General features: G+C 61.4%; 27 protein-coding genes. 13 read left to right on the forward strand and 14 right to left on the reverse strand.

What is annotated here, in order from left to right; translation table 11 throughout:
- Window positions 1-42 precede the first annotated feature (42 nt).
- The 10 genes from infB (at window position 43) to udk (ending at window position 10494) form a co-directional block, all read left to right on the forward strand.
- The gene (gene infB, locus HY30_RS02180) at window positions 43-2613 is read left to right on the forward strand and encodes a translation initiation factor IF-2 (protein WP_034736408.1); all 2571 of its coding nucleotides are present in this window, start codon (window positions 43-45) and stop codon (window positions 2611-2613) included.
- 56 nt (window positions 2614-2669) lie between these two features.
- Window positions 2670-3152, forward strand: coding sequence for a YcxB family protein (locus tag HY30_RS02185; RefSeq protein ID WP_162176879.1), 483 nt, complete (start codon window positions 2670-2672; stop codon window positions 3150-3152).
- Window positions 3152-3553, forward strand: a complete 402-nt coding sequence (rbfA, locus tag HY30_RS02190) for a 30S ribosome-binding factor RbfA (protein WP_034736411.1) — start codon at window positions 3152-3154, stop codon at window positions 3551-3553. Before HY30_RS02185 ends, rbfA begins: the two co-directional genes overlap by 1 nt.
- Window positions 3554-3647: 94 nt before the next feature.
- Entirely contained in the window at window positions 3648-4301 is a 654-nt protein-coding gene (locus HY30_RS02195) for a DUF6232 family protein (protein ID WP_034736413.1), read from the forward strand.
- Window positions 4302-4420: 119 nt separating this feature from the next.
- A complete protein-coding gene (truB, locus tag HY30_RS02200; RefSeq protein WP_034736415.1) occupies window positions 4421-5383 on the forward strand; it encodes a tRNA pseudouridine(55) synthase TruB in 963 nt (320 codons plus the stop codon).
- A gap of 61 nt (window positions 5384-5444) precedes the next feature.
- The gene (locus HY30_RS02205) at window positions 5445-5966 is read left to right on the forward strand and encodes a hypothetical protein (protein ID WP_051614655.1); all 522 of its coding nucleotides are present in this window, start codon (window positions 5445-5447) and stop codon (window positions 5964-5966) included.
- Window positions 5967-6215: 249 nt separating this feature from the next.
- Window positions 6216-6485, forward strand: coding sequence for a 30S ribosomal protein S15 (rpsO, locus tag HY30_RS02210; protein ID WP_034736417.1), 270 nt, complete (start codon window positions 6216-6218; stop codon window positions 6483-6485).
- A gap of 72 nt (window positions 6486-6557) precedes the next feature.
- A complete protein-coding gene (gene pnp / locus HY30_RS02215; protein WP_034736420.1) occupies window positions 6558-8687 on the forward strand; it encodes a polyribonucleotide nucleotidyltransferase in 2130 nt (709 codons plus the stop codon).
- Window positions 8688-8846: 159 nt separating this feature from the next.
- Complete coding sequence (locus HY30_RS02220; RefSeq protein ID WP_034736421.1) at window positions 8847-9665, forward strand: CAP domain-containing protein; 819 nt, start codon at window positions 8847-8849, stop codon at window positions 9663-9665.
- Window positions 9666-9786: 121 nt separating this feature from the next.
- Window positions 9787-10494, forward strand: coding sequence for a uridine kinase (gene udk, locus HY30_RS02225; RefSeq protein ID WP_034736423.1), 708 nt, complete (start codon window positions 9787-9789; stop codon window positions 10492-10494).
- Here udk and HY30_RS02230 read toward each other — a convergent pair.
- Complete coding sequence (locus HY30_RS02230; protein ID WP_034736425.1) at window positions 10491-11189, reverse strand: ZIP family metal transporter; 699 nt, start codon at window positions 11187-11189, stop codon at window positions 10491-10493. The two genes, udk and HY30_RS02230, sit on opposite strands and share 4 nt — an antisense overlap.
- Before the next feature lie 110 nt (window positions 11190-11299).
- Between HY30_RS02230 and HY30_RS18975 the strand changes: the two genes are divergently transcribed.
- Window positions 11300-12157, forward strand: a complete 858-nt coding sequence (locus HY30_RS18975) for a CAP domain-containing protein (protein ID WP_051614657.1) — start codon at window positions 11300-11302, stop codon at window positions 12155-12157.
- Window positions 12158-12160: 3 nt separating this feature from the next.
- Here the strand turns inward: HY30_RS18975 and HY30_RS02240 are convergent, their stop codons facing one another.
- From HY30_RS02240 to HY30_RS02250, 3 genes are all read right to left on the reverse strand, one after another.
- Window positions 12161-12976, reverse strand: coding sequence for an enoyl-ACP reductase FabI (locus tag HY30_RS02240; protein ID WP_034736427.1), 816 nt, complete (start codon window positions 12974-12976; stop codon window positions 12161-12163).
- 132 nt (window positions 12977-13108) lie between these two features.
- Window positions 13109-13651 carry a bifunctional 3-hydroxydecanoyl-ACP dehydratase/trans-2-decenoyl-ACP isomerase gene (fabA, locus tag HY30_RS02245; RefSeq protein ID WP_034736430.1) on the reverse strand — a complete coding sequence of 181 codons (543 nt, stop codon included), beginning with the start codon at window positions 13649-13651 and terminating at the stop codon, window positions 13109-13111.
- A gap of 80 nt (window positions 13652-13731) precedes the next feature.
- Window positions 13732-14235: an SH3 domain-containing protein gene (locus tag HY30_RS02250; RefSeq protein ID WP_051614659.1), complete on the reverse strand. Its 504-nt coding sequence runs from the start codon at window positions 14233-14235 to the stop codon at window positions 13732-13734.
- A gap of 130 nt (window positions 14236-14365) precedes the next feature.
- On the opposite strand from HY30_RS02250, the gene HY30_RS02255 reads away from it, so the two are divergent.
- Complete coding sequence (locus HY30_RS02255) at window positions 14366-15352, forward strand: 2-hydroxyacid dehydrogenase (RefSeq protein ID WP_034736432.1); 987 nt, start codon at window positions 14366-14368, stop codon at window positions 15350-15352.
- Here HY30_RS02255 and HY30_RS02260 read toward each other — a convergent pair.
- From HY30_RS02260 to cysS, 7 genes are all read right to left on the reverse strand, one after another.
- A complete protein-coding gene (locus HY30_RS02260) occupies window positions 15349-16161 on the reverse strand; it encodes a glycosyltransferase family 2 protein (RefSeq protein WP_051614661.1) in 813 nt (270 codons plus the stop codon). The genes HY30_RS02255 and HY30_RS02260 overlap by 4 nt on opposite strands.
- Window positions 16158-17402 carry an O-antigen ligase family protein gene (locus HY30_RS02265; RefSeq protein ID WP_034736434.1) on the reverse strand — a complete coding sequence of 415 codons (1245 nt, stop codon included), beginning with the start codon at window positions 17400-17402 and terminating at the stop codon, window positions 16158-16160. Before HY30_RS02265 ends, HY30_RS02260 begins: the two co-directional genes overlap by 4 nt.
- Window positions 17403-17448: 46 nt before the next feature.
- Window positions 17449-19419 (reverse strand): threonine--tRNA ligase, encoded by a 1971-nt coding sequence (gene thrS / locus HY30_RS02270; protein ID WP_034736436.1) that lies wholly within the window; start codon window positions 19417-19419, stop codon window positions 17449-17451.
- Between the two features lie 290 nt (window positions 19420-19709).
- The gene (gene yidD / locus HY30_RS02275) at window positions 19710-20045 is read right to left on the reverse strand and encodes a membrane protein insertion efficiency factor YidD (protein WP_034736438.1); all 336 of its coding nucleotides are present in this window, start codon (window positions 20043-20045) and stop codon (window positions 19710-19712) included.
- The gene (locus HY30_RS02280; protein ID WP_206741393.1) at window positions 20042-20506 is read right to left on the reverse strand and encodes an iron-sulfur cluster assembly scaffold protein; all 465 of its coding nucleotides are present in this window, start codon (window positions 20504-20506) and stop codon (window positions 20042-20044) included. Before HY30_RS02280 ends, yidD begins: the two co-directional genes overlap by 4 nt.
- Before the next feature lie 201 nt (window positions 20507-20707).
- Window positions 20708-21112: a hypothetical protein gene (locus HY30_RS02285; protein ID WP_034736443.1), complete on the reverse strand. Its 405-nt coding sequence runs from the start codon at window positions 21110-21112 to the stop codon at window positions 20708-20710.
- Between the two features lie 167 nt (window positions 21113-21279).
- Entirely contained in the window at window positions 21280-22665 is a 1386-nt protein-coding gene (gene cysS, locus HY30_RS02290; RefSeq protein WP_034736445.1) for a cysteine--tRNA ligase, read from the reverse strand.
- A gap of 367 nt (window positions 22666-23032) precedes the next feature.
- Here cysS and folE point away from each other — a divergent pair, with 367 nt between their 5' ends.
- On the forward strand, window positions 23033-23647 hold the full coding sequence (folE, locus tag HY30_RS02295) for a GTP cyclohydrolase I FolE (protein WP_034736846.1): 615 nt from the start codon (window positions 23033-23035) through the stop codon (window positions 23645-23647).
- A 12-nt stretch (window positions 23648-23659) separates the two neighbouring features.
- On the opposite strand, the gene HY30_RS02300 is transcribed toward folE, so the two are convergent.
- Genes HY30_RS02300 through HY30_RS02310 form a run of 3 tightly spaced genes read right to left on the reverse strand, consistent with a single transcriptional unit; the run spans window position 23660 to window position 26093 of the window.
- Window positions 23660-24388 carry a sulfotransferase-like domain-containing protein gene (locus tag HY30_RS02300; protein WP_034736447.1) on the reverse strand — a complete coding sequence of 243 codons (729 nt, stop codon included), beginning with the start codon at window positions 24386-24388 and terminating at the stop codon, window positions 23660-23662.
- Window positions 24385-25323, reverse strand: coding sequence for an aminotransferase class IV (locus HY30_RS02305; protein WP_241765618.1), 939 nt, complete (start codon window positions 25321-25323; stop codon window positions 24385-24387). The genes HY30_RS02300 and HY30_RS02305 overlap by 4 nt, the downstream gene beginning before the upstream one ends.
- Window positions 25320-26093 (reverse strand): alpha/beta hydrolase, encoded by a 774-nt coding sequence (locus HY30_RS02310; RefSeq protein ID WP_034736450.1) that lies wholly within the window; start codon window positions 26091-26093, stop codon window positions 25320-25322. Before HY30_RS02310 ends, HY30_RS02305 begins: the two co-directional genes overlap by 4 nt.
- Window positions 26094-26102: the final 9 nt, after the last annotated feature.

Raw genomic sequence — 26102 nt, forward strand, 5'->3', positions numbered from 1 at the left:
GACGCATGGGCGCTTCGGTTCAAATTGTGATATGTAGGACGTATGAGCGAAACGAACGATACAGGTAATAATCAGGGTGGCCGCAAGCCGCTCACCGTGGCCCGCAAATCTGCCGGCACGGTGAAGCAAAGCTTTAGCCATGGTCGCTCGAAGCAGGTTGTGGTTGAGACCAAGAAGCGCCGGGCGGTTGGCCCAGGCGGCTCAGGCCCCACGCCTTCTGATAACGCGCCAGCCAAGAAAACAGACACGCTTGAAGCGCGCCTGATCGCTACGGCGAAAAAGCTGGGCATCACGGTCGACGAACTGAAAGCACGCCAGAAGGTTCTGCTGGAGCGCAAGGCTGAAGAAGCCAACCGCGCCAAGGAGAACATTCAGGTCGAAGCGGCCCAGGATCGCCTGCGTACTGAACAAGAGCGCAAAGCCACGGAAGCGCGTGAGCGCGAAGAAGCCGAAGCCCGTCGCAAGGCTGAAGAAGAAGCCCGCAAAGCTGAGGAAGCTGCTGCCGCAGCAGCAGCCGACGCGCCCGCGACAGTCGATGCCAAGCCGGCACGCGGCCGGTCCAAGCAGGATGCTGCCGCTGACGCGTCCGTTCCGGAACCGACGGCAGAAGAAGCCGCCGGTCGTGGCAAACGTGGCAAGGGCAAGGATGATCGCAGCGACCGTTCGCGCGACGCTGCCGCCCGTACAGTGCGCGACAGCGGCGAACGCCGCCGTGGCAAACTCACCATTTCCTCGGCGCTCGGCGACGATGCTGACCGCCAGCGCTCACTCGCCTCGCTTAAGCGCGCCCGTGATCGTGAACGCGAGCGCCGTTTCGGTGGTGGCGAGCAACGCGAGAAAGTCTCCGTCGAAGTCACGCTTCCCGAAACCATCACGCTGCAGGATCTTGCAGGCCGCATGAATGAGCGCGTCGCCGACGTCGTGAAATTCATGATCAACCAAGGCGAAATGCTGCGCGGCAACGATATCGTCGATGCCGATACGGCCGAACTGATTGCCGAAGAATTTGGCCACACGGTCAAGCGCGTCGCGGAATCCGATGTTGAAATCGGCCTTGAGGGCGAAGCTGATGATCCGGCCTCGATGAAGCCGCGCCCACCGATCGTCACGATCATGGGCCATGTCGACCACGGCAAGACATCGCTGCTGGATGCCCTGCGCTCAACCGACGTTGTGTCGGGCGAAGCAGGTGGCATTACGCAGCATATCGGCGCCTACCAGGTTCAGCTGAAGTCCGGCCAGAAGATCACCTTCCTCGACACCCCGGGCCACTCTGCCTTTACCGCCATGCGTGCACGCGGCGCCAATGCGACTGACATTGCCATCCTGGTTGTCGCTGCTGACGACTCGGTCATGCCGCAGACGATTGAATCCATCAATCATGCCAAGGCGGCCGGTGTGCCCCTCATCATCGCGGTCAACAAGATCGACCTGCACGATGCGCAGCCGGAAAAGGTGCTCACCGACCTCCTGCAGCATGACATTCAGGTTGAATCCATGGGCGGCTCCACGCAGGCCGTGCAAGTATCCGCCAAGTCGCGCATCGGCCTTGATGAGCTGACTGACGCGATCACGCTTCAGGCTGAACTGCTCGAACTTGCTGCCAACCCTGACCGCGCCGCCGATGGAGTCGTGATCGAAAGCCAGCTCGACAAGGGCCGCGGCCCTGTTGCAACCATACTGGTCAATCGCGGCACACTGAAACGCGGTGATATCGTCGTGGCCGGCGCCCAATGGGGCAAGGTTCGCGCCATTACGGACGAACGCGGCCAGCAACTCGCAGATGCGGGTCCATCGCTGCCGGTCGAAGTACTCGGTCTTGATGGTGCGCCTGATCCAGGTGAACCTTTCGTCGTTGTTGATACCGAAGCCCGCGCCCGCGAAATCACGGAGTACCGTGTCCGCAACAAGCGTCAGGTCTCCGGCAAGGCAGGCGCCGCCGCACGCGCCTCGCTCGACCAGCTGCTTAGCCGCCTCAAGGACGGTACGGTGGAAACCTCCGAACTCCCCGTCGTTGTCAAAGGCGATGTTCAGGGCTCCGTCGAAGCCATCTCCATGTCGCTCGACAAGATCTCGACCGAAGAAGTCCGCGCCCGCGTCATCCACGGCGCCGTCGGTGGTATCTCCGAAAGCGACGTCCTGCTGGCCCGCTCGTCGAATGCGCCTATCTTTGCCTTCAACGTCCGTGCCAACAAGCAGGCCCGTGACCTGGCCGAAAAGGAAGGCGTCGAGATCCGCTACTACTCGGTGATCTACGACCTGATCGACGATGTAAAATCCACGCTGTCGGGCATGCTCGCACCGGAGAAACGCGAAACCTTCCTCGGTTACGCCGATATTCTCGAGGTCTTCAACATCACGAAGACGGGCAAGGTTGCCGGTTGCCGCATCTCCGAAGGCAAGGTTGTCCGCGGTTGCGGCGTGCGCCTCCTGCGCGACGATGTCGTGATCCACGAAGGCAAGCTGAAAACGCTCAAGCGCTTCAAGGATGAAGTGAACGAAGTTTCCAGCGGCATGGAATGCGGCATGGCCTTCGAACGCTATGAAGACATCCGTGTCGGCGACAAGATCGAGTGCTTCCAGGTTGAGGAAATCGCAAGGACGCTCGCCTAAAGACAGGCAGAATGACGAAGCCGCTGCGCATATCCGGTCTTCTCCGGGAGAAAGATGTGAGACGCCTTACGCGTCTCACACGCGGCGGATCGGTCGGCCCCACGGCAGTCTACTACGCCGGGGTCACCGCGCCGATCATTTCGGCCAGCATGTCTGTCATGGTGCGCGAAGCCATGCGCATGGCGGGCCTGTCGGAATACTGGCAATGGTTCATCGCGGCGCTTGTCGCGGCCTTTGCCGGGATCAGCTGGTATCTCATCTTCATCCGCTGGTCTTACCGGCACAAATTCGGACGGGGCACGGAAATGACGCTTGAAACGGCCATTTCACTGGATGATGCAGCCCTCCTCGTAAAGCGCGGTGGCATCGAGACCCGGATAGACTGGGCCTGTGTTGAAGCCGTTCGGACATCGCGCAGCCATGTATCGGTGCTCATCAACGGCGCCGATGCTCTGATCATTCCGGACGCATGGTTCGGCAAGGACAAGGCGGCCCGCGCCGCATTCACCACCCGCCTGCAGGAAAAGGCCCCCAACTGATGGCTCGTAAACCCGCCTCCGCCGGCATGCCCTCCCAGCGCCAGCTCCGCGCTGGCGAAATCATCCGCCACGCCCTCGCTGATGTCCTCACGCGGGAAGACCTGCGCGATCCCGACCTCGCCAATGTCATCATCACAGTAGGCGAGGTGCGCTGCTCACCCGACCTGCGCCACGCCAACGTCTTCGTCACACCGCTGGGCGACGACACCCAGGAAGGCCGCGACAAGCTCGCAGAGGCCCTCACCCGGGCAGCCGCCTTCCTGCGCGGCAAACTTGGCCGCGAGATCGACATGAAGTTCACGCCGCAGCTGCACTTCATCGCCGACAAATCATATGACGAGGCCACACATATTGACCGCCTTCTGGCCGATCCGCGCGTCAAACGCGATCTCGAAGACTGAGCCTCGCCTGCCAGGCGTCTTATCAGCATTGTCATTTGACATCACGGCCATCTGTTGAGAGCGTTAATGGACTTGTGACAGGGGGACGGGCCTCATGGACCGCCAGACGCTCGATATGGAAGGCGCCCGCCACGGCGAAATCTCGGCGGCATCGCTGCAGCTGGGCGATGACACAATTGCCATACGCCGCATCGCCACCATGTGCGTCGAATCCATGGAATTTGCGCCTTGGGACATGCCTCGTAATCGCCAGAGCCAGCGCCTGCATGCTACGCTTTGCGTGGCCAACCTCTTCTTCGCGCTGGCAGCGCTGGCCTGGTGGGGCCTGATGCCCAACCAGCCCTCGAGCACGATTGCCCTGTTCATCGCTGGTGTGCTCCTGTTGCTTGGCGTCTTCCTGGGCATGCGCGCCGCCATGATCGCGATGAAAATCCGCAGGCGCGAACCCTATTACCGCCTCACCATCGGCACATCTGATGCCCGGCAGATCCCCATTGTTGACGATAATCGCGATGTACTCATCAAGATCCGCGACATTGTCCGCCACAAGATGGATACGGGCGACACCGAGACCACAGGCGAGTTCGACCTCAACCTCGATATTGTCGATCTTAAACTGCCCAAATCGGCTCAGCCCTCCGCAAGGCCCCCCGCCCGGCCCGAACGCGCGCCTGCATCAGACGAGCCGGAAATCCTCTTTGACGCCGACGAGGAAGAGGCGGCCGCCCAGCTAAAGAGCGCATCCTGAGCCTCTGCGGTTGACGCCAGCCGCCGCCCGGCCTAAGGCCGCGCCTTCATTTTGAATATGCCCGCAAGAGACGGATCGTCGGCGTTCGAACCGCCACGGGTCCGCAGGAGACAAAAAATTTGGCCCGTCAAAGAAAACGTAAGGGTGATCCGGTCAGCGGATGGCTAAACCTGTTCAAACCCGTTGAAATGACATCCACGCAAGCGGTCGCCATCCTGAAGCGCCTCTACAATGCCGAGAAAGTGGGCCATGGCGGCACGCTGGACCCGCTGGCCGATGGCATCCTGCCGATTGCCTTTGGCGAGGCCACCAAGACCGTCCAGTGGGCGATGGATTCCGAGAAGGAATATGTCTTCACCATCCGCTGGGGCGTCTCCACCGCCAGCCAGGACGCCGAAGGCGAGATCACGGCCACATCCGACGCCCGCCCCACCCGCGATGCCGTCGAAGCGGTGCTCGCCAATTATCTTGGCCTCATCGAACAGGTCCCGCCAAAATTCTCCGCAATCAAGGTTGACGGCCAGCGCGCCTACGACCTGGCCCGTGAAGGTGAGGATTTCGAGCTCAAATCCCGGGAAGTCATGGTCCATTCGGCCAAGGTGATCGGCATGCCGGACGCCGACCACACGGTTGTGCACGTCACCTCGGGCAAGGGCTTCTATGTCCGCGCCATGGCCCGCGACCTTGCTTTCGACCTCGAATGCGAAGGCCATATCAGCCAGCTGCGCCGCACACGCGTTGGCGCCTTTGCCGCACCGGACGCCATTTCGGTTGAGGCCCTTCAGGGCATGACCGAAAAGGCAGACCTGCTCGCCGCCCTGAAGCCTCTGCAATCTGTCCTCACCGGCATCCCTGATCTGGCCGTCAGCTCCGGCGATGCCGCCAGCCTGCGCCAGGGCCGCACGATCATGCTCATGCCCCACGTCCTTGAGGCCTGGCGCGATGCCCGCAATCCGGCAGACGAGGAAGACCGGCTCGCACTCGCCACGTGCAATGGAATCGCCGTCGCCCTCGGCGATGTGCGCGCAGGTCATTTCGAGCCTGTCCGCGTATTCAACATCCGCGAAACCCAAAGCGCCTGATCGCGGAACGAGTCAGCACTATGGCGATTGATGTCCCGAGACTCTTGAAAGGAGTAATAGGATGAACCGTATCGCCATCTGCACACTCGCGCTCCTCGCCGCCGCCTGCCAGCCACCCGAAACCGAAGTGCCCGCCCCGGAGCCTGCCACAATGGCAGAGCCGGGCGCGGTTGCACCGGAACAGACCAATCCTGCCCCTGAGGCGCCTGTCGCCGACGCCACCCCCGAAAGCGTCCTGCAAACCTGGGCCAGCGCCCTCGAAGCGGGCGATTGGTCGACGGCGCGGGCCCAGTGGGGCGAAAACGGGTCCCAGAGCGGCCTCTCGGAAGCCGAATTCGCTGCCGCCTATCACCAGTACAAGACCATCCATATAGACATCGCGGATGCCGAAACCGAAGGCGCGGCCGGCTCACTCTATTACCAACCCGAAGTCACCATGACCGGGGAGATGGTGAACGGGGAGCCCTTCCGCATGGTCGGCCCGGTCACCGTGAAGCGGGTCAACGACGTGCCCGGCGCGACGGAGGAACAGCTACGCTGGCATATCGCCTCCAGCGATCTGAAACCGCGCCCCATTGAATAGGTTGGATGGCCCTCTTGGGGGCCGAAGGCCTGATTGTGGGCCTCCCGCCCATATCACCCCGCCCCCTTCCCAAAGGGGCCTAAATCCGTCATAAGCCGCCCCTTGAGGCGAATATCGCCCTGAATCCCTTGCTGGACGACATCCCGGCTGCGGACACCAGGTCCCGAATTCTCTCAAGCCCCCTGCGTCCACGAGGCCGCAATATATTGAAAACCTTCGTCTTTTGACGATTTTACAGAAAGAGACCCGATGTCGATTACGGCAGAAAAAAAGCAGGAACTGATCAAGAAATTCGCCATCAAGGATGGTGATACAGGTTCCCCGGAAGTTCAGGTCGCGATCCTTACGGAACGCATCAACAACCTGACCGACCACTTCAAGACCAATAAAAAAGACAACCACTCCCGCCGCGGCTTGCTGACCATGGTCGCCACGCGCCGGAAGCTCCTTGACTATGTCAAAGGCAAAGATGAAGCGCGTTACACGACGCTCATCACGGAACTCGGCATCCGCCGCTAGGTCCGAAAAACAAGCCCGCCGGGCAATAGGGCCGCGGCGGGCTTTTCGTATGTGAAAAGAAAGACAATCGAAATGTTCAATAAACAATCCGTGTCGCTGGAATGGGCGGGACGCACGCTGACAATTGAGACGGGCCAGGTGGCACGTCAGGCAGACGGCGCCGTCATGGTGACCTATGGGGATACCCAGGTTCTCGCGACCGCATGCTTCGCCAAGTCGGCCAAGCCAGGCCAGGACTTCTTCCCCCTGACCGTCAACTATATGGAAAAATACTACGCATCGGGCCGCATCCCAGGCGGCTTCTTCAAGCGTGAAGGCCGCCCGACCGATAAAGAGACGCTGACCTCGCGCCTCATCGACCGCCCGATCCGCCCGCTTTTCGTCAAAGGCTTCAAGAATGAAGTCCAGGTCGTCCTGACCTGCATGTCCTATGACCTCGAGAACGATGCCGACATCCTCGGCATGATCGGCGCCTCGGCTGCCCTCGTCCTGTCCGGTGCACCATTCATGGGCCCGATCGGCGCTGCACGCGTTGGCTATATCGATGGCGAGTACGTCATCAACCCAACCATCGCCGAACTCGAAGACTCCGACCTTGATCTCGTTGTCGCCGGTACGGCCGACGCCGTGATGATGGTTGAATCGGAAGCCTATGAGCTGTCCGAAGATGTCATGCTTGGCGCTGTCATGGCCGGTCACGAATCCATGCAGCCCGTTATCGACGCGATCATCGATCTCGCCGAAAAGGCTGCCAAGGAACCGTTCGACTTCGAACCCGACGATAACTCCGCTGCGCTCGAAGCCATCCAGAAACTGGTTGGCCAGGACCTGTCGGCTGCTTACTCAATCACCGACAAGCTTGAGCGTCAGGCTGCCGTGGGCGCTGCCCGCGACAAGGCCAAAGCGGCCCTCGTCGGCACCGAAGAAGCGCCCGGCGAAATGACCGGCGACGCGTTCAAGGCCTCCTTCAAGGAAGCCGAAGCTGCCGTCGTGCGCGGCGACATCATCAAGACCGGCAAGCGCATTGACGGCCGTGCCCTTGATCAGGTCCGTTCGATCGAAGCCATTGCCGGCTTCCTGCCACGCACGCATGGCTCCTCGCTGTTCACCCGCGGTGAAACACAGGCCATCTGCGTCGCAACGCTCGGCACCAGCGATGATGAGCAGTTCATCGACGGTCTCGACGGCACGTCCAAGTCCAAGTTCATGCTGCACTACAACTTCCCGCCCTATTCGGTCGGTGAGACAGGCCGCATGGGTGGCGCAGGCCGTCGCGAAATCGGTCACGGCAAACTCGCATGGCGCGCGCTTCAGGCTGTCCTTCCTGACCACGCCGAGTTCCCGTACACGATCCGCCTCGTCTCCGAGATCACCGAGTCCAACGGCTCGTCCTCGATGGCAACGGTTTGCGGTTGCTCGCTTGCCATGATGGATGCCGGCGTGCCGGTCACCCGTCCTGTCTCGGGTATCGCCATGGGCCTGATCAAGGAACCAAACGGCGTGGCCGTCCTCTCCGACATTCTCGGCGACGAAGACCACCTCGGTGACATGGACTTCAAGGTTGCCGGTACCGAGAAAGGTCTGACGTCCCTGCAAATGGACATCAAGATCGCCGGTATCACGAAGGACATCATGAAAACGGCGCTAGAGCAGGCGAAGGGTGGACGCATGCACATCCTCGCCGAGATGGCGAAAGCCCTCGACACGTCGCGCGACAGCCTGTCGGAAAACGCACCTCAGATGGAAATCATGAAAGTGCCAACCGACAAGATCCGTGACGTCATCGGTTCCGGCGGCAAGGTCATCCGTGGCATTGTCGAAGAATCCGGCGCCAAGGTGAATATCGACGACGACGGCACAGTGCAGATCTCTGCGCTCGACCGCCCGGCGATCGAAAAAGCCATGAAGATGATCAAGGAAATCACCGCAGAAGCCGAAGTCGGCGAAATCTATCAGGGCACCGTGGTTGGCCTGAAAGACTTCGGTATCTTCGTGAACTTCTTCGGCCCGAAGGACGGTCTCGTGCACGTTTCGCAAATGGCGAAAGAGCGCATCGGCCATCCTAAGGAACTGGTCAAGGAAGGCGACAAGGTCTGGGTCAAGCTCATGGGCTTTGATGACCGCGGCAAGGTTCGCCTCTCGATGAAAGTTGTCGATCAGGCGACCGGCAAGCAGTTCGAAGGCGCCGAAGGCGAAGAGTAGACTTACAGTTTCTTGTAAGTATCAGATCAGGGCCATCCTCCGGGGTGGCCCTTTTTCTTTGCGCGAAGCCCGCCAATCGCCTGCCGCAAATACTACATCTTTCTGTACCCGGATGAAATTTTATTGACACGGAAGTGTCATGAAACTAATGTGACAGTTATGTTACAGTCACGTTACAAATATATGTCAGTGTCGGCGCTAGCCTTTGCGGCGCTCGCATTTCCCGCGTCGGCCGTGTCGACTTGCGAACTCGCAGACGGCCTGCCGCTCGATCCTGTGGCCTACAATCAGGAAGTCGCTGCCTGCTACAGCACCCCGACGAGCATCGCCAAGGATGCCGGGCTTGAGAAGGACCTCATTCAGGCGACCGACGCGGTTCGGGCTGCCGACAATGAGCCAGCCCTCATTCCGCTTGCATCGCTCGAAGAAGCTGCCCGCATCCACGCCATGGACATGGCCGCCCGCAACTATGCCGGCCACACGGACAAGGAAGGCCGCGGCCACCTCGAACGCGTCCGCATGCTGGACCGCTCTGTGCTGATCGGCGCAGCCGGCGCCAACATTGCCATCCTCGAAGGCGAGGGCGATGCTGAAGCCGTGTTCAACGCGCTGCGGGCAGACCCGGTCAATGCCAGCAACATGACGCGCGATGCCTTCACCCATACAGGCATCGGCATCGCCAAGGCGAACGGCCGCACTTACATCGTCCAGCTCTTCGCGCGCGTGGATGGCCACCTTGAATCCCCCCTCCCCATCCAGGTGTCGGGCCCGGCAGATATCAAGGCAACATTTGACGAGAAGGGCGTGCAACCTGTCGGCTGGCGCCTCACAACGCCTGAAGGCGAAACCGTTGCGCGCGGCTATGGCGCCAACATGACCGGCACGCTTGCGCCCGGCCAGCAGGCCTATGTCACCTTCGACATGGCCCGCAACACCCAGGAATACGCCCTGCGCGGTCCGCTCGTCGTCGGCCGGTAGACCCGCTTCTATCATGCGTCCCCCAGCCCGGCCCTGCACAGGGGCCGGGCTTTTCATGTCTGCACAGTTGAACAGGCCGGAACTATTGGAAAATGCGCCTGTTTGGCGCTAAGCAGCCCTCATGACCAAACGTAAGTCCGCCTTCCTCATCGCCATGTCCGGCGGCTCCGGCTCCGGCAAGTCGACGCTCGCCGAAGCCCTGCTCGAACATCTCGGGCCCGGACAGGCCGTCATGTTCGGCGAGGACGCTTATTACCACCCCATGCGCCATTACGGTGACTACACGACCGAGGACGAGCGTCAGGCCATCATCGCCGGCGTCAACTATGACGACCCGATTTCCAAGGAAGTCGACCACCTTGTCCGTGACCTGAAAGCGCTCAAGTCCGGTCATGGCGTCGACCAGCCGATCTATGATTACGAACGCCACGACCGCAGCGATCAGACACGCCGCATCGAGCCAGCGCCGATCCTGCTGCTCGAAGGCATCCACGCCCTCTCCATGCCCAAGATCCGGTCCCTGATCGACCTCTCCGTCTATGTCGACACACCGGACGATCTGCGGCTCGCCCGCCGCATCCGGCGCGACGTGATCGATCGCGGCCGCGATGTCGACAGTGTGCTTGAGCAATACATGTCCACCGTCCGCGCGGCGCATTATCGCTGGACCCACCCAGCCAAATTCGAAGCTGATCTGGTCATCGCTGACGAGGGCTTGCCGGCCTATGGCAATGTCCGCCCCAATGCCGAGGCCATTGAGCGAATGGTGGCCCCTGTCCTCGAGCGCCTGCGCTCGCTTGGCGTCCTCTCGGACAGGGCAAAGCTCTAGCCAATCTCGCTGAGCACAAGCGCCATGATGAAACCCAGCGCTGTGGCAATGCCCGCCATGTGGGAATCTTCCTTATAGGCCTGCGGGAACACCTCGGTTGCCAGTGACGCAATCACGGCGCCTGCCGCAAGGCAGCGGATCCCCGCCAGAAAATGCGGGCTTGCCCCTTCCAATAGCAGGTTACCCAGCACGGCCGCCGCTGACAGCAAGACCGCTGCGCCAACCCACATCATCAGTGCCTTTGTTTTCGATGTCCCGTTCTCCTGCATCTCCTTTGCCCCGCCCGCCGCTTCCGGCAAGTTCGACAGCAAGATCGATCCGGCGAGCGCCGCGACCGCCATGGGTTCTGCCCCAATAAGGGCAACGCCCAATGCGAGGTTTTCCGGTACGCCATCCAGCGTGATCGCCGCCAGTAGACCGCCCCCACTGTCGCTGTTCCACTTCTCATCGATCAGGTAATCGACGCCCGTGAACACGGCCGCACCCACGGCGGTCATCAGCATGGAGAGCCACAGCGTTGATGTCTGGATCGACGGCTCGATCAGCTCGGTCACGACCGACAGGATCAGTGCGCCCCCTGCGAGTGCCACGAGAAAACCCTCGAGCGGCTTGGGCAGTGTGCCGTAAAGGCCCCATGCCGCGCCTGCCACCAGCGCCCCTGAGACAACCGCCACCACAATCAGCATCATGAGCATGCCACACCTCCCGTCCGCCTAAATCTTCCGGATCAACCGGCTTGCACGGGGAATGTTCCGCTGCGGTAATAGTCTGGGCAACGCCATTAAGCGCCGCTAGGCTTTCGCGCATGAGGCGAACCCTGTCCAAATGGCTGGCACTCGCAGGCGCAGGCATTCTCATGGCCAGCGCCGCACAGGCCTGCGACTTGCGTCTTGGCGCGCGCGGCCAGAGCACGGCCGACTATGTCGAGACTGTGCGCCCCTGCCTTGCGCAGCTCCCATCCGGCTACAGGTTTGACGTGAAGATGGAGGCCGGCTTCCTGACTCGCATCAATGAGGAGCGCGCCGCTCATGGCCTTGCGCCGCTGCAGCTCCGCCGGGAGTTACTGGCCCCTGCCCGCTTCCAGAGCCTGGACATGGCCGCCAATCATTTCTTCGATCATGTCAGCCCCGATGGCCGCTCACCGGGCGACCGCCTGACGGCACTGGATCGCCGCGCCCTCCTGCAGCGCTCGGCCGAAAACCTCGCCATGCTGGAAATCGTGAAGGGCCGCTACAATTTCTCGAAAAGCCTGCCCCAGCTGCACGCCAACTTGATGAACAGTCCGGGCCACCGCGCCAATATCCTGAACCCGGATTTCACGCATGTCGCCATTGGCGTCGTCGTCACCAGGCAAGGCGTCTGGGCCACGCAGGTCTTCGCAGGCCTTTCCGGCACGCTCAGCGAAGACGTGCCGCTTCGCATGGCCGCTGGCCAGAGCCTCACCGCAGAGCCCTCGCTCAATGACTGGACCTTCCGCCACTTCGAAGCCGAAACGCCGGGGCACGCCTACATGCCGTTCAGGCAGACCCCGCGCGGCGCCATCGTGCCTGATGGCCTCAAAGGCGACGTCGACCTCGCCGCCTTCAGCATCCAGATGGGCGAAAAGAAAGGCATGATCTACTCGATCCGCCTGGCAGGTCCATCCGTCACGATTGTGAACTGACGCCTATTCCTCCGGTGCATCCGGCACGCCGACGACGTGGAAGCCTGCATCGACATGGATCACTTCGCCGGCAATCGAGCGGCCGAGCGGTGAGAGAAGGTAGAGCGCGCAGCCAGCGACGCCTTCCATGCTCGTATCTTCCTTCAGCAGCGACCAGTCGCGGCCCGTGCCCATCAGGCTTTTGCCGCCCTTGATGCCGGCCAGCGACAGCGTGCGCATGGCGCCCGCCGAAATCGCATTGACGCGAATGCCCTGGGGCCCGAGGTCGCGCGCCGCATAGCGCGTCGAGGCCTCAAGGGCGGCCTTCGCGACGCCCATGACGTTATAGGACGGAACGGTCCGTTCCGCGCCGAGATAGGTCATGCACATGATCGATCCGCCATCCGGCATCAGTTCGGCGCCGCGACGCGCACAGTCGATGAAGGAATAGACAGAGATATCCATTGCCCGGCGAAAGCCTTCGCGCGTGGTGTTGGCCACCATCGAGCCCTGTAGCTCATCCTTGCCGGCAAAGGCAATCGAATGAACGAGGAAGTCGATCTTGCCCCACTTGGCTTTGATCTCGGCGAAAGCGGCGTCCATGCTCGCATCGTCGGTCACGTCAGCCGGGATCATCATGTCCATGCCGATGCTCTCGACGAGCGGGCGCACACGGCGCTCCAGCGTCTCGCCCTGATAGGTGAAGGCAATCTCGGCGCCCTGCGCGGCCAGCTGTTTGGAAATGCCCCAGGCAATCGAGTTCTGGTTGGCGACGCCCATGACGATGCCGCGCTTGCCCTTCATCAGGTCACCGGACGGCAGGTTCCATTCTTCGGCCATGCGGGCCTCCTCATTGGCTGTTTTTCTGCCCTACGGGCTAGGCGGACACGGTCAAACCGTCAAGCGTCCCGCCGCTCAACCGACCCATGGGTGTGGCCTGCACTCAAAGGTTCAGAATGGCTCTTGCGGATCCTAGACCGGCGTTGCTTGGCCCGGAACGGTCAGGCCAACCTTCATGTCATTGGCCGTGTAGACATGGCGCTCGTCGACGAACACCTTGCCGTCCGCAATGCCGAGCACCAGCTTGCCACGGCGCACGCGGTGAATGTCGATCTCGTAGCGCACGAGCTTGCAATCCGGCGTGATTTCGCCGGTAAACTTGACCTCGCCCACGCCCAGCGCACGGCCCTTGCCGGGGCTACCGGACCAACCGAGCCAGTAGCCAACGGCCTGCCACATCGCATCGAGCCCAAGGCAGCCCGGCATGACCGGATCGCCCGGGAAATGGCATGCGAAGAACCACAGGCTCGGATCAATATCCAGCTCACCGATGACATGCCCCTTGCCGTAGACACCGCCATCCATGCTGATCTCGGTAATCCGGTCCATCATCAGCATTGGCGGCGCAGGCAGCTGCGCATTGCCGGGCCCGAAATACCCGCCCTTGCCCGATTCGAGCAAGTCAGCCTTCGTATAGCTGGACTTCGGGGTGTGGTAATCATGGGGACCGGACATCGCGGATTCTCCTGGAATTTGGCGTAACCGCTTAACCACAGTGACCGGCCCGGCTTGTCAACCGCCTGAGCTACCCTGAATTACAGACCTGCCTCGCCCGTATCCGCGCCCCAGAGCGCTTCTCGCAGGGCCCAGCCACGGAAATTCTGCACCTCAACCGCGCACCATTTCACTTCGCAATCGCCCAGCCGCACCAGCACGCCAGCCTCAAGTGACGCGACTTCAGGGCTCGCCGCGTCAGCCGTCTCATGTATCACAGTCGCTGACTGCACCATCGCCGCCGCGCCTGGCTCCAGCATCCGCGCATGCACCCAAACTTCATCGCCAGACGGGTCACGCACACGCCGCCAGTCGCGGCTTTCCTTGATGATCAACATCGGCAACCCCTTGCGCTCGTAGCGCCACAGGATTTCCTGATCCCGGCTTGGCCCCTTGCGACCGTTCACTGCGGCAAATTTCAACACTTCAAAGCGCGGCACGGCCTTGCCGGAGAACTGGCTTATCCGCGTAACCTGCGGGCCCTCGGCCGACGCAAAGCCGCCAAACAGGAAGATTCCGGATACTAAAAAGGGTGCCCATTTCATGCGCAGGAAGCCAGACTCGCTGTTGAGAGCCTCACACTCTCACACCCAGATGAATCACGTGTAAAACAACAGGCGTTGGCGTTCCGGGATCGCTCTGCTAAGCCCGATGAAAGAATTACGAGGGGGCCAGATGCCAGCCAAGAAACTGAAGATCGTCGTCACCCGGAAGCTGCCCGCCCCCGTCGAGCTGCGCATGAAGGAATTGTTCGACACAAGCCTGAATCAGGACGACCATGCCTTCACGCATGAAGAGCTCGTGGCTGCGGTCCAGACCGCTGACGTTCTCGTGCCAACAGTGACAGACCGGATCGATAGCAAGGTGCTCGCCCGTGCCGGTGACCAGCTGCGTCTCATCGCCCAGTTCGGTGCCGGTGTTGACAATATCGATGTGCAGAGCGCCGTGCAGCGCGGGATTACCGTTACAAACACGCCGGGCGTGCTGACAGACGATACCGCCGATGTCGCCATGGCGCTTATCCTGGCCGTCCCGCGCCGCCTGCATGAAGGCGCCCTGGTGATGGACAGTGGCAGCTTCGATGGCTGGACACCAACCTGGATGATGGGCCGGCGCCTGGCTGGGAAACGGCTTGGCATTGTCGGCATGGGCCGCATCGGCCAGGCCGTGGCGCGCCGTGCCAAGGCCTTTGGCCTGCAGATTCACTACCATAATCGCAAACCGGTCAGCCCGCGCACCGAAGAGCTGCTTGAAGCGACCTATTGGGACAGTCTGGACCAGATGCTCGCGCGTATGGATATCGTGTCGATCAATTGCCCGCACACGCCGGCAACGTTTCACCTGATGAATGCCCGCCGCCTCGACCTGATGAAGCCGGAAGCCTACCTCATCAACACGGCACGCGGCGAGGTGATAGACGAAGCAGCCCTCGCAAGGGCGCTCAAGGCCGGCAAGATTGCCGGTGCAGGCCTTGACGTCTTCGAACGCGAGCCGGCCGTGAGCGAAGACCTTCTGGGCCTGCCAAATGTGCTGCTCCTGCCGCATATGGGCTCAGCCACGATCGAAGGCCGCACCGAGATGGGCGAGAAAGTCATCATCAACATCAAGACCTTCGCCGACGGTCACCGTCCACCGGACCGCGTGATACCTGCCATCCTCTAGGCGCGCAGCTTCAGCGCAATCGCGAAGAGGGGCGAGACCGCCGTTACCAGCGCCCGCTCAAGCGGCCCTTTTGCGAACTTGCGGAAATAGCGCGTCAGGCTTTGCGCCTTGTGCCCCTGAACCACGCTGGAAGGTGCGTCCGATGTCGCGCCATAATGCAATGCCCCAGCCAGCGGCTGGTAGATGACCGCTCCGCCGGCCTCGATCACCCTGCGGCAAAGGTCGACATCCTCGACATGCAGGAAATAGCCCTCGTCAAAGCCGCCGATCGCGCGGAAAGCTTTCCGGCGCATCAGGAAGAAAGCGCCGGAAACCGCGCCTACGGCAATCGGTCCCTTTGGAGCTGGCTCCCCGTCCAGTGTCCACTGGCCAAGCCCCAGAGCGCGGGCAAGCGTCAGCGTATTGCGCCGGCATCCGCGCTCCTCGCGCCCGTGAAGGTCGAAAATCTTGCCCCCGACAAGCACCGGTTCTTGCTGTCCATTCATGGCGGCCACGAGAGGCCCGACAGATCCGCGCCTTATGATGGCATCCGGATTGATTATAAGAACCAGGTCTCCGAGCGCGCTGGCCGCCCCCCGATTGACCGCTGTCCCGAACCCCGGATTGTCGCCCATTCGGATGAGCCGGGCATTATCCGTGCGCGCAATGAAGCTGTCGATCCACGCCTCGGCTCCAGGCGCATTGCCATTATCCACGAGAATGATTTCGGAAATGTCAGGGTCTGATTTCAGCGCGTAGAGGCACTCCTGCAGGCGTGGCCCGGTATGGTAACTCACCACAATGGCGGAGGTCGTCGGCAGGTTGTTCACAGGGACTGACGGTCCCGCCGTGCAAGCAGGATAATCGCGCACACGGCCAGTACGATGCTTGCCCAGAAGGAATCGTTCCAGACATTATAGGAAAAACTGAACAGGCTAACGACGACACCAATGAGACCGGCAATCGCATAGCGAATGTCCGTCCGCAGCGTGGAAGGCGCCGGCAGGCGAAACCCTATGACAACAAGCGTCAGTGCGGCCATGACTGCACCAATCAGACCGGTCTCGGCCCATATTTGCAGGGCCATGTTATGGGGGTGTCCGGGAACAACTACATAGCTCGACCAGGAGGCAGGCAATTGGGCCAGCCACGCAGGATGGTCAGCATAGGTGTCCCGCCACGTTTTCGAGGCCGAAATGCCATGCCCGATAATCGGTTCTTCGACTGACTTGCTGATGACCAGCTGCCATGAATAGACACGCGACTGAAACGAGCCGGGAAGCACAATGCCAAACTGCGAAATCAACTTCACCGCAGTGCCGATCAGCAATGGCGCTGACGCAATATAGGCCGCCACCATACATAGCAGCCAGCGATAGCCTGTCTTTGGCGCGAGCGTCACGATCGCCGCTGCGGCCAGCATGAAGACAATGCCGATCAGGCCGGAATCCGTGTCGTCGAAGATCACGCTTACAATACTGGCGACCACAAGTCCGGCGGCGACAGCCCGCCATTTCCATCCGGGCTGGGCGATCAGATAAGCCAGCAATATCGGCAGCACGATCATGAAGGCATTGGCATTACGTGCTATATTCTGCGCGCCCTTGGCCTGCTCCATCGGATCAGCGCCATAGATCATCGCCACCACAGGCCCGCCGAAAACCGCACTGGCAGCTACCAGCAGGCCTTGTACGGCAAACGCACCCAACATCACACGTGCCGAGCGCTGTGCATTGCCCTGCTTGATCTGAAGGGCGCCAGCGACGGCCAACATTCCGAAAACAGCTGTCAGAACGATCCGCACACCTGCAGCGCGGATCGCAAAGTCGCCTTCCAGCAGGTTCCCTGACACGAAGCCGCGTGAAGCAGGCGACCAGATATCGCTCAAGGCTGCCCAACCGACAAAAGCTAGCGCCATCAGGGCATAGACTGCCGGCGGCATTTTCGGCCGCGCCACAGCGAGAGCCGGAAGCGCCGCAATCGCCAATAACGGGCCATAACCCTGCGCACCGAGCAGGCCCATGACAGGCCAGAGCACGAATACGGCTGCAAGAATGGGCGCATATGACATGCAGTTCACTCTGTCGCCAACGCCCTGACTTGTCACGAGTCCTTGATCACACGTCCCGCTTCAGATCGGGCGCAAGGGCTTCCAGCGCAAGGCTGACGACAGCCTCATCAAGACTGATCATCTGCTGGCCCTGGCTGCCAAGGCGACGCAGCGCAAGCGTGCGTTCCTCAGCTTCACGGCCACCCACGACGGCAATGATCGGCACCTTTTGCACCGAATGCTCACGGACCTTGTAATTGATCTTCTCGTTGCGAAGATCCGTCTCGACCCGCAGCCCTGCCTTGCGCAGCGCCGCCGCAGCTTCCAGCGCATAATCATTCGCCGCGTCCGTAATCGCCGCCACGACAATCTGCACAGGCGAGAGCCAGAGCGGGAAGGCGCCCGCATAGTTCTCGATCAGGATGCCCATGAAGCGTTCGAATGTGCCGAACACGGCCCGGTGCAGCATGACCGGCCGGTGCTTGGCGCCATCCGACCCTGTGTATTCCGCATCAAGGCGTTCCGGCAGCACATAATCGAGCTGGAACGTGCCGCACTGCCATGTCCGACCAATCGCGTCCGTCAGGTGGAATTCGAGTTTCGGGCCATAGAAGGCGCCCTCGCCCTCGGCGATCTCGAATTCCATGCCCGCCGCTGTGAGCGCGTCCGACAGGGCCTTCTCGGCGCGGTCCCATGTTTCGTCCGTACCGGCGCGCAGCTCGGGCCGCGTGGCCAGCTTGTAGGAAATCTCCGAGAGGCCAAAATCACCATAGACGCGCTCAAAGAGCTTCAGGAAGCGCAGCGTCTCGTCCGCGATCTGGTCTTCGCGGCAAAAGATGTGCGCATCGTCCTGCGTCATCTGACGCACGCGCATCAGGCCATGCAGCGCGCCGTGCGCCTCGTTACGATGGCAGCAACCGAATTCGGCCATGCGGATCGGCAGGTCACGGTACGAGCGCTGCCCGTTCTTGAATATCTGCACATGCGCCGGGCAGTTCATCGGCTTCAGCGCCATCAGGTCGCCTTCGCCCGTCAGGATTGGCGCATCATCCTCCGTCGACGGGATCTCATCCGGCACGACGAACATGTTCTCGCGGAATTTCGACCAGTGGCCCGACTGCTCCCAGAACACCGAGTTCAGCAGCTGCGGTGTCTTCACCTCGACATAGCCATCGGCGTCCTGCTGGCGGCGGATATAGGCCTCCAGCTGGCGCCAGATCATGAAACCCTTGGGATGCCAGAACACAGATCCCTGCGCTTCCGGCTGGAAGTGGAAGAGGTCCAGTGCCGCGCCGACCTTGCGGTGGTCGCGCTTCTCGGCCTCTTCCAGGCGTTCAAGATGGGCCTTGAGATCCTTCTCATTGGCCCAGGCCGTGCCGTACATGCGCTGAAGCATCTCGTTCTTCGAGTCGCCGCGCCAATAGGCGCCGGCCAGCTTCATCAGCTTGAATGCCTTGGGCAGCTTGCCCGTCGATGGCAAGTGTGGCCCGCGGCAAAGGTCGAACCAGTCGCCCTGGCGGTACAGCGTAATCGCCTCGCCCGGCGGAATGATGTCGTCGATGATCTGCGCCTTGTAGTCTTCGCCGATCTTGCGGAACATCGAGATCGCCTCGTCCTTGTCCCAGACTTCGCGAATGATCGGGTAATCGGCATCGACAATGTCGCGCATCTTGGCTTCGATCTTGTCGAAATCCTCCGTCGAGAACGGCGTCTCGCGGGCGAAGTCATAGTAGAAGCCATCATCGATCACCGGGCCGATCGTGACCTGCGTGTCGGGATAGAGCGCCTGCACGGCCTGCGCGAGCACGTGCGCGGCATCATGGCGGATCAGCTCGAGGCCTTCGGCGTCATTGGCCGTCACGATTTCTACGCGCGCATCGCCGTCCAGCGGGCGCGTCAGGTCGCGCAGTTCGCCATCGACACGGGCGGCAATGGCCTTCTTGGCAAGGGAATTCGATATGGACGAGGCGACGTCGAAAGGGCTCGCGCCCTCGGCAAACTCACGCACCGATCCATCGGGCAGGGATACTTTGATCATGTTTCAGTCTTCTTCAGCGGTCTGGCGCACGGGGCGCGGCAAAGTCTTATTCCGAAAGGCCTGCCTGCGGCGGTGTGCTTAGCGCGAGTTCACCAAAAATCCCACCCCATTCAAGGCGGCGATTGCATCAGGCCGGCGGGCCGGGCTTGTGAGGGAGTTTACCGGGTACATGAGACGGGAAGCGCGCACAGCGGCGCAGCCTCGCGGGGGTCATGCACCCCGGCGGGTTCGCGTGGTCAGGCCGCTGGGCAGCAGGATACGGTTCGAACATGTCATCGGGCGGGCTTATCTCACGCTTCCGGCGGATTTTCAATCTGCTGGTTCGGAAAGGGCCGACCGCCTGTTTTCCAGTCGCCATAGCGCCAGGGCTGCCATGCGGGCACGTCCGGTTTTGTCTCCGGCGCCGGATCATATCCGAAACTGCCCCCGGGGCGGCAGCGGATGAACCGCGCAATCGCCATCCATCCCCCCGGCCACCAGCCATGCCGTGCCACACATTCAGCGCCATATTCACTACAGGTCGGCTTGTGCTGACACCGCGCGCCCGCTGCATAGAAGACAAGCGAGAAACTGGCCTTGTAGATTCGCAACAGCACATAGGCCGTCTTGCGGCGCAGCCCGCTCATCCCTGAGGCGCCTCGACAGGCGCAAGGCCGCGTGCTGCCCGCGCCTGCTGAATCGCCGCCACAGCGGCCTCAAAGGCCAGCAGCGTGCTTGTATGGCGCGGGGGATAGTCGGCAACGGCCTGCAGGTGCCGCAATTCCCAGAACCGGCCTTCCGGCGGCGGGCCCTTGTCCTTCAGCATCGCTTTCAAAGCGTCGCGCGCAGCGACAACTTCATCGACATGCGCCCCGAGCACATATTCCGCCAGGATCGCCGTCGACGCCTGCCCCAACGCGCAGGCTTTCGGGTCCACCGCGATGGCAGCAACATGGTCCCCGCTCTCGTCGAGACGGATCTCCACATTCACTGTCGAGCCGCAAACGCGGGACACCTTCAGCACTGAGGCCTCGGCGCCCTCAAGCGTGCCGACATGCGGAATGTTCGCCGCAAGTTCCAGGATACGGTTGTGATACAGTTCGCTCATCACGCACACAGATGGCCTTGGGCGACTGTCATGACAAGCAGCGCTGCCAGAGGCAGGCAAAAAGAGGCCGCCCTCAACAGGTGTGAAGAGGACGACCTTTAAAGAATTCGGTGCATTGAAACGGGGGTTCTAGGCCCGTGACCCATTCGTCCCACGTGCCGCCCTGTCCGGTCAATTTAACGATCCGTCAGGATACCGCTCTCATGCGACATCAACTGTGATTGATACGATTTCGGCCACCATGGGCGCGCCATCCAGCTTCTGTTCCAGCGCCGCAAGTTCAGACTCGAGCGTCTCGGCAGGCACCTTGCGCTCAAGCACGCGCGTGCGTCCGTCATGATCAATGAATTCCGCCCGTAGCATAAGGAATTCCGATTTCTGCGTCTGGGCCGCGTCGGTAAAGCCCACAGGCGCCCCCGCCACTTCGTAATTGTCATGCGCCAGGTTCAGTACGCCCTTGCCGGCATGATAGACGCCCTTCCCCGCCATTTTGCCGCCCGCCCAGGCGACCTTCACGGGAACCGTAACAGCCGTCTTGGCAACTTTTGTGGCCACGCATCCCGGCAGAAGGAGCACGGCCGCGCAGGCAACGAGAATCCGGAACATAAAAAAGGGTCTCCCGAGTGACCGGAAGACCCTAGTTGAGAGGTAACCGACGGACCAGTGCCCCTTTGCACGGGTCGTCGGAAAACTGGTGATGGCGCAACATACACCGCCTACCCCAACGCGGCGTTCAGTTCGCCGCGCGAATTTCGATGAAATTTATGCGCGCCTTAAACGCGCCGCCAGGTCGATCCGCCAGCGCCATCCATGATTTCCACGCCCTCAGCCGCCAGCTCATTCCGGATCCGGTCTGCCTCAGCCCAGTCCTTCGCGGCGCGCGCATCGATCCGGGCCTGAACCAGCGCGTCGATACGGGCATTGCCGTCGCTGTCGCCGCCCTGCTCCCAATCCTTCGGCGTATGGGTCAACAGGCCCAGCAGCGCCCCGGCGGCCAGCAGGTTCGCCCGTGCATCCGCCATGGCGTCCCGGTCCTTGTGGTCGGCGGCCATATTGGCTTCGCTTGCAAGGCGCGACAGTTCCGCCAGCGCCTCGGGCGTATTGAGGTCATCGGACAGAGCCTTCAGGACGCCCTTGTCGCGCGCAGCACCACCTTCCTCGTCCCATACACGGCGCAGGGCGCCATACACCCGGTCAAGCGTCGTCTTGGCCTGCCTCAGCAGGTCCTCGTTCCAGTCAAGCGCAGCGCGGTAATGCCCGCTCAGCATGGCAAAGCGCAGCACTTCACCTGGCCATGTCTTCAGCAGATCATGGATCAGTACGACATTGCCCAGCGACTTGGACATTTTCTCGCCGCCCATGTCGAGGAAGCCATTATGCATCCAGTAATTGGCCATCACCTGCCCGTGGGCGCATTCCGACTGGGCGATCTCGTTCTCATGGTGCGGGAACTGGAGATCGATGCCACCGCCATGAATGTCGATTGTCTTGCCGAGATGCTTGGCCGCCATGGCCGAGCATTCGATATGCCAGCCCGGCCGGCCACGACCCCATGGGCTCTCCCAGATCGCATCTTCCGGCTCGCCCGGCTTGGCAAACTTCCAGAGCGCGAAATCAGCAGGATCGCGCTTGTCGGTCTCGACCTCGACGCGGGCACCCGCTTCATTGTCTTCGGGCTTACGGCCCGACAGCTTGCCATAATCCGGCATCGAGCCAACCGCGAACCAGACGCCCTGTGCGCCGACATAGGCATATTTCGTCCGCACCAGCTTTTCGATCATCTCGATCATTTCCGGCACATGGCCCGTCGCCCAGGGCTCAATCGTGGGAGCCATCACGTTCAGTGCGGCGACGTCTTCATTATAGATTTTCGCAAACTTGTGCGTGATCGTCTCGATCGGCTCGCCGGTTTCCAGCGCTGCCGCAATGATCTTGTCCTCGATATCCGTAATATTGCGCGCATAGACGATGGACTTGGCGCCATACTGGCTGGCCAGTACGCGGCGCAACACGTCGAACACGATAGGCGGGCGCGCATTGCCGATATGCGCATAATTATACACCGTCGGCCCGCACACGTAGAGCGTCACACGGGCCGGATCCTGCGGTTCAAACACGCGCTTTGCGCGGGCAGCGGTATCGTAAATGCGAAGAGTCATGGAATTTCGGGCTCGAACGGAAAAAAGGGTAAAATCATCGCCCTGCAGCAGGGCCGGATGCCCTAATGGGCACTAGTTGCCTTAACAGCAACAGCCTTTTGGCAATGCGAGCAGGGTCCGAAACAGCGTCATGAGGGGCCAGATACCACCGGCTACCGCTGCGGGCAATGCGATTCCGGTCAAGCATTTACTCTGCGTCACCGCAGAATTTTCTGGAAACGCCTGAATTGCCAGCCTATCTAATCACGCATCGCCCTGAGGGTATCAACTCGGGCGGGCGTTAAGTCCGGGCAGGGGGCCATCCGGTTTCCCAGACCAAGCCTCGGCTCGACCTCCGTCCCTCAGTCGAAGGACACTTAACATGGCCATGGACGCCATCACGCCCAAGAATGAAAAGTCGCGGGGGGAACCCCTCGTTCGCCCGACCGTGCAGGAAGCTGAAGAAGCCGTTCGCACGCTCATTGCCTGGGCCGGAGACGACCCCCGCCGTGAAGGCCTGCTCGATACGCCCAAGCGTGTCGTGAATGCCTACAAGGAATGGTTCTCGGGCTATGACGAAGACCCGGTCAAATACCTTTCCCGCACGTTCGAGGATGTTCAGGGCTATGACGACATCGTCATCCTGCGCAATATCGACGTGGAGAGCCATTGCGAGCACCACATGGCGCCCTTCATCGGCAAGGCCTATGTGGCCTACAAGCCATCGGACGCCGTCGTTGGCATCTCCAAGCTCGCCCGCGTCGTTGAAATCTTCGCCAAGCGTCTGCAGACGCAGGAAACGATGACCGCGCAGATCTGCGACGCCATCACGGAAAGCCTCGCGCCCATGGGGACAGCTGTCCTGATCGAGGCCGTGCATGAGTGCATGTCCACACGCGGCGTGCACCACAAGGATGTCACCACGATCACGACCCAGTTCACGGGCGTTTTCAAATCGGATGCAGACCTTCGCAACCGCTTCCTGCGCGCCGCCAATCAGTAGGCTTCGCCGGAATCAGACGTGATATTCAAGGAGGCGCTCGTATATCGGGAGCGCCTCCTTTTCAATTCGGGCCGCCTCGCCTGTCAGGGTGGGCAACGGCCCCGCTTCTGCACCGAAGCCTTCGGAACGCCAGACCGCATCATACCAGTGGGGCGCCCACGCTCCGTCCTCTGACTTTGGGCCCGGCGTCCATGAAAGCATGTTGGCGTCCCAGGAAATGCCGACCGCCGTGCACAGGTGTTCCAGGACGGTCGCAGGGTCGGCAAGGATACGATCTGAATCCACGACCGGCGGCGCCTTGCTTTTGAGTGCCTTCATCGCGTCGAACAGCCGCGCCTGTTGCGGAAAGCCGATCGCTTCGAGGCTGACCTCATCCATTTTGCGGACATACGAAGAAATGACGCGCGCTGGATGGCGGATGAGGAATGCGTGCTCGCAGTGCGCGGCCCACTCCAGAGGAAAATCCTCGGGCATGTGATGCGTCATCTGCTTCTGGTATTGCACCGTCTTGCCGGCAGGCAGCGGCGCCAGTAGCGCTTCAGCCACCTCGGCCGGATCTGCAGGCTGGCTGGCGAGGATTTCGGCTTGCATCGGGTGCGTTTCACCCGCCGCGACGAGCCAGGCCGCATAGAAGGGTTCGTCCACCGCCACGCAGTCCGCGCGCGCGCCGAAGCTGCGCATCATCGTGGTGGACATGTTGCGCGGGCCTGACCACATGGCAATCCTGTGGGCCGAACTCATGAAATCGGCGTCAGACTGTTGGTGGCGAGCTGCTTGTAGAGCGTGCTGATACGCTGGCTGACCGGGCCGCCGACATGGTCGATTGAACGCCCATCCACTTCCCGCACCGGCGTCAGACCGGCAAACGTGCCCGTAATGAATGCCTCGTCGGCAGAGTAGACATCAAACAGCGAGAACCGCTTTTCGAACACCGGTATGCCCGCCTCGCGGCAGACACGCATGATATTGCCGCGCGTGATGCCGCCGAGGCAATATTCCGGTGGACTGGTCCAGACTTCGCCGTCACGTACGATGAAGAAGTGCGTTGAATTGCACGTCGCGACAAACCCTTGCGGGTCCAGCATCAGCGCCTCGTCGGCGCCCGCTTTGTCGGCCTGGATGCAGGCCATGATACAGTTGAGCTTCGAGTGGGAATTCAGCTTCTGGTCCTGCTCGGCCGGACCGGTGCGACGCACATGGACCGTGAACAGTGTCACACCCTTGGCCACGATCTCCGGCACAGGTGTCTTGTATTCCGGGATGATAACGATTGTCGCCTTGCCGATCGTGAAGCGTGGCCCCTGATAGGGCGTCTTTTTGATCCCGCGTGTCACCATCAGCCGGATATGGACGCCATCCGTCATACCGTTGGCCTTGAGGCAGTCCATAAGGCGCGCCGTCAGTTCGTCTTTTGTCAGGCCGATATCCATGTCGATCGTTTTGGCACCGGCATAGAGCCGCTTGAAATGCTCCGGCAGGAAGGCAACGCCGCCATTGGACACGCGCATCCCTTCCCACACGCCATCACCCAGAATGTAACCGCTATCAAAGACGGACACGACCGCTTCGTTGCGCCGCTTCATCTCGCCATTCACCGAGATAAGGACATCTGCATTACGCGGATCAGCGACATAGTCATGCACGCCGTGTGCATCGTCCTCCATATCGTCAATCATGCCCGCGCTCCAAAAGGCTCATCCAGCCACTCCACGATGTCGGCCACCACGGAATCAGTGCCGGGCTCATCGACAATCCAGTGTGCATTGTCCGGATACTCGAAAAAATCGCCCGGCACGGGCGAGCGTGCATATTTCTCGCCCACCTTGCGCACGGCGCTTGCCAGCGTCGCCCGGTCATTCGAGGCCGCGATCGTCAGTGTCGGGACCGTCACCAGCCCCTCGTCCACCTCGACCCCGTCCGTGATGTCGCCATAGACCTGCCCGGAATCGTAGCGCGCCTGCGCGTAGATCGCGTCATGACGGCGCCGGGGCACACAATTCAACACCCCAAAGCGAAAGCCCGACCGCCATACCTTATAGGCCTTCTTGCGGTTGCGCGTCAGGATCACATTGAGAAACGTATAGACGACGGAGAGGCCAATCTCCGCGCATTCCTTGGGCTGCGCCGGCGTCAGGAACACGGCCTGCGACACGGCGCCCTTCTCGGCAAGGCATTGTGCAATCAGGCCCCCCATCGAATGTCCGATAACGGCAGGCTTGTGCCCCGTCTCGCGTTCAATCTTCCGCGCGGCCTCAAGCATGGCCGTGACATAGTCATCAAAGCCGAGGTCCGGCAGGCTTGCCGGCGGGTTTTCCAGTGTGCGCTGATCCGGAAACAGTGTCGGCGCCTCGCAGCTCCAGCCCGCCGCCTCGAATCCGGGACGCATATGGTCCCAGGCGTCCCCGCCGCAACCAATTCCGTGGATCATCAATAGGGATTTCGGCATGTATCGCTC

The sequence above is a fragment of the Hyphomonas chukchiensis genome, assembly GCF_000682695.1.
Classification (GTDB): Bacteria; Pseudomonadota; Alphaproteobacteria; order Caulobacterales; family Hyphomonadaceae; genus Hyphomonas; species Hyphomonas chukchiensis.

Bases quoted from the DNA above. Each gene is read 5' to 3' on its own strand.
- HY30_RS02265 (WP_034736434.1), bottom strand. From the start codon at position 17,402: ATGTCATATGCGCCCATTCTTGCAGCCGTATTCGTGCTCTGGCCTGTC.
- pnp (WP_034736420.1), top strand. From the start codon at position 6,558: ATGTTCAATAAACAATCCGTGTCGCTGGAATGGGCGGGACGCACGCTG.
- HY30_RS02240 (WP_034736427.1), bottom strand. From the start codon at position 12,976: ATGGCCGAAGAATGGAACCTGCCGTCCGGTGACCTGATGAAGGGCAAG.
- HY30_RS02305 (WP_241765618.1), bottom strand. From the start codon at position 25,323: ATGATTGACGATATGGAGGACGATGCACACGGCGTGCATGACTATGTC.
- folE (WP_034736846.1), top strand. From the start codon at position 23,033: ATGGACGCCATCACGCCCAAGAATGAAAAGTCGCGGGGGGAACCCCTC.
- HY30_RS02285 (WP_034736443.1), bottom strand. From the start codon at position 21,112: ATGTTCCGGATTCTCGTTGCCTGCGCGGCCGTGCTCCTTCTGCCGGGA.
- fabA (WP_034736430.1), bottom strand. From the start codon at position 13,651: ATGTCCGGTCCCCATGATTACCACACCCCGAAGTCCAGCTATACGAAG.
- infB (WP_034736408.1), top strand. From the start codon at position 43: ATGAGCGAAACGAACGATACAGGTAATAATCAGGGTGGCCGCAAGCCG.
- cysS (WP_034736445.1), bottom strand. From the start codon at position 22,665: ATGACTCTTCGCATTTACGATACCGCTGCCCGCGCAAAGCGCGTGTTT.
- HY30_RS02205 (WP_051614655.1), top strand. From the start codon at position 5,445: ATGAACCGTATCGCCATCTGCACACTCGCGCTCCTCGCCGCCGCCTGC.
- HY30_RS02230 (WP_034736425.1), bottom strand. From the start codon at position 11,189: ATGCTCATGATGCTGATTGTGGTGGCGGTTGTCTCAGGGGCGCTGGTG.
- HY30_RS02255 (WP_034736432.1), top strand. From the start codon at position 14,366: ATGCCAGCCAAGAAACTGAAGATCGTCGTCACCCGGAAGCTGCCCGCC.
- HY30_RS18975 (WP_051614657.1), top strand. From the start codon at position 11,300: ATGAGGCGAACCCTGTCCAAATGGCTGGCACTCGCAGGCGCAGGCATT.
- rpsO (WP_034736417.1), top strand. From the start codon at position 6,216: ATGTCGATTACGGCAGAAAAAAAGCAGGAACTGATCAAGAAATTCGCC.
- udk (WP_034736423.1), top strand. From the start codon at position 9,787: ATGACCAAACGTAAGTCCGCCTTCCTCATCGCCATGTCCGGCGGCTCC.
- HY30_RS02280 (WP_206741393.1), bottom strand. From the start codon at position 20,506: ATGAGCGAACTGTATCACAACCGTATCCTGGAACTTGCGGCGAACATT.
- HY30_RS02310 (WP_034736450.1), bottom strand. From the start codon at position 26,093: ATGCCGAAATCCCTATTGATGATCCACGGAATTGGTTGCGGCGGGGAC.
- HY30_RS02220 (WP_034736421.1), top strand. From the start codon at position 8,847: ATGTTACAGTCACGTTACAAATATATGTCAGTGTCGGCGCTAGCCTTT.
- HY30_RS02300 (WP_034736447.1), bottom strand. From the start codon at position 24,388: ATGAGTTCGGCCCACAGGATTGCCATGTGGTCAGGCCCGCGCAACATG.
- rbfA (WP_034736411.1), top strand. From the start codon at position 3,152: ATGGCTCGTAAACCCGCCTCCGCCGGCATGCCCTCCCAGCGCCAGCTC.
- HY30_RS02250 (WP_051614659.1), bottom strand. From the start codon at position 14,235: ATGAAATGGGCACCCTTTTTAGTATCCGGAATCTTCCTGTTTGGCGGC.
- thrS (WP_034736436.1), bottom strand. From the start codon at position 19,419: ATGATCAAAGTATCCCTGCCCGATGGATCGGTGCGTGAGTTTGCCGAG.
- yidD (WP_034736438.1), bottom strand. From the start codon at position 20,045: ATGAGCGGGCTGCGCCGCAAGACGGCCTATGTGCTGTTGCGAATCTAC.
- HY30_RS02195 (WP_034736413.1), top strand. From the start codon at position 3,648: ATGGACCGCCAGACGCTCGATATGGAAGGCGCCCGCCACGGCGAAATC.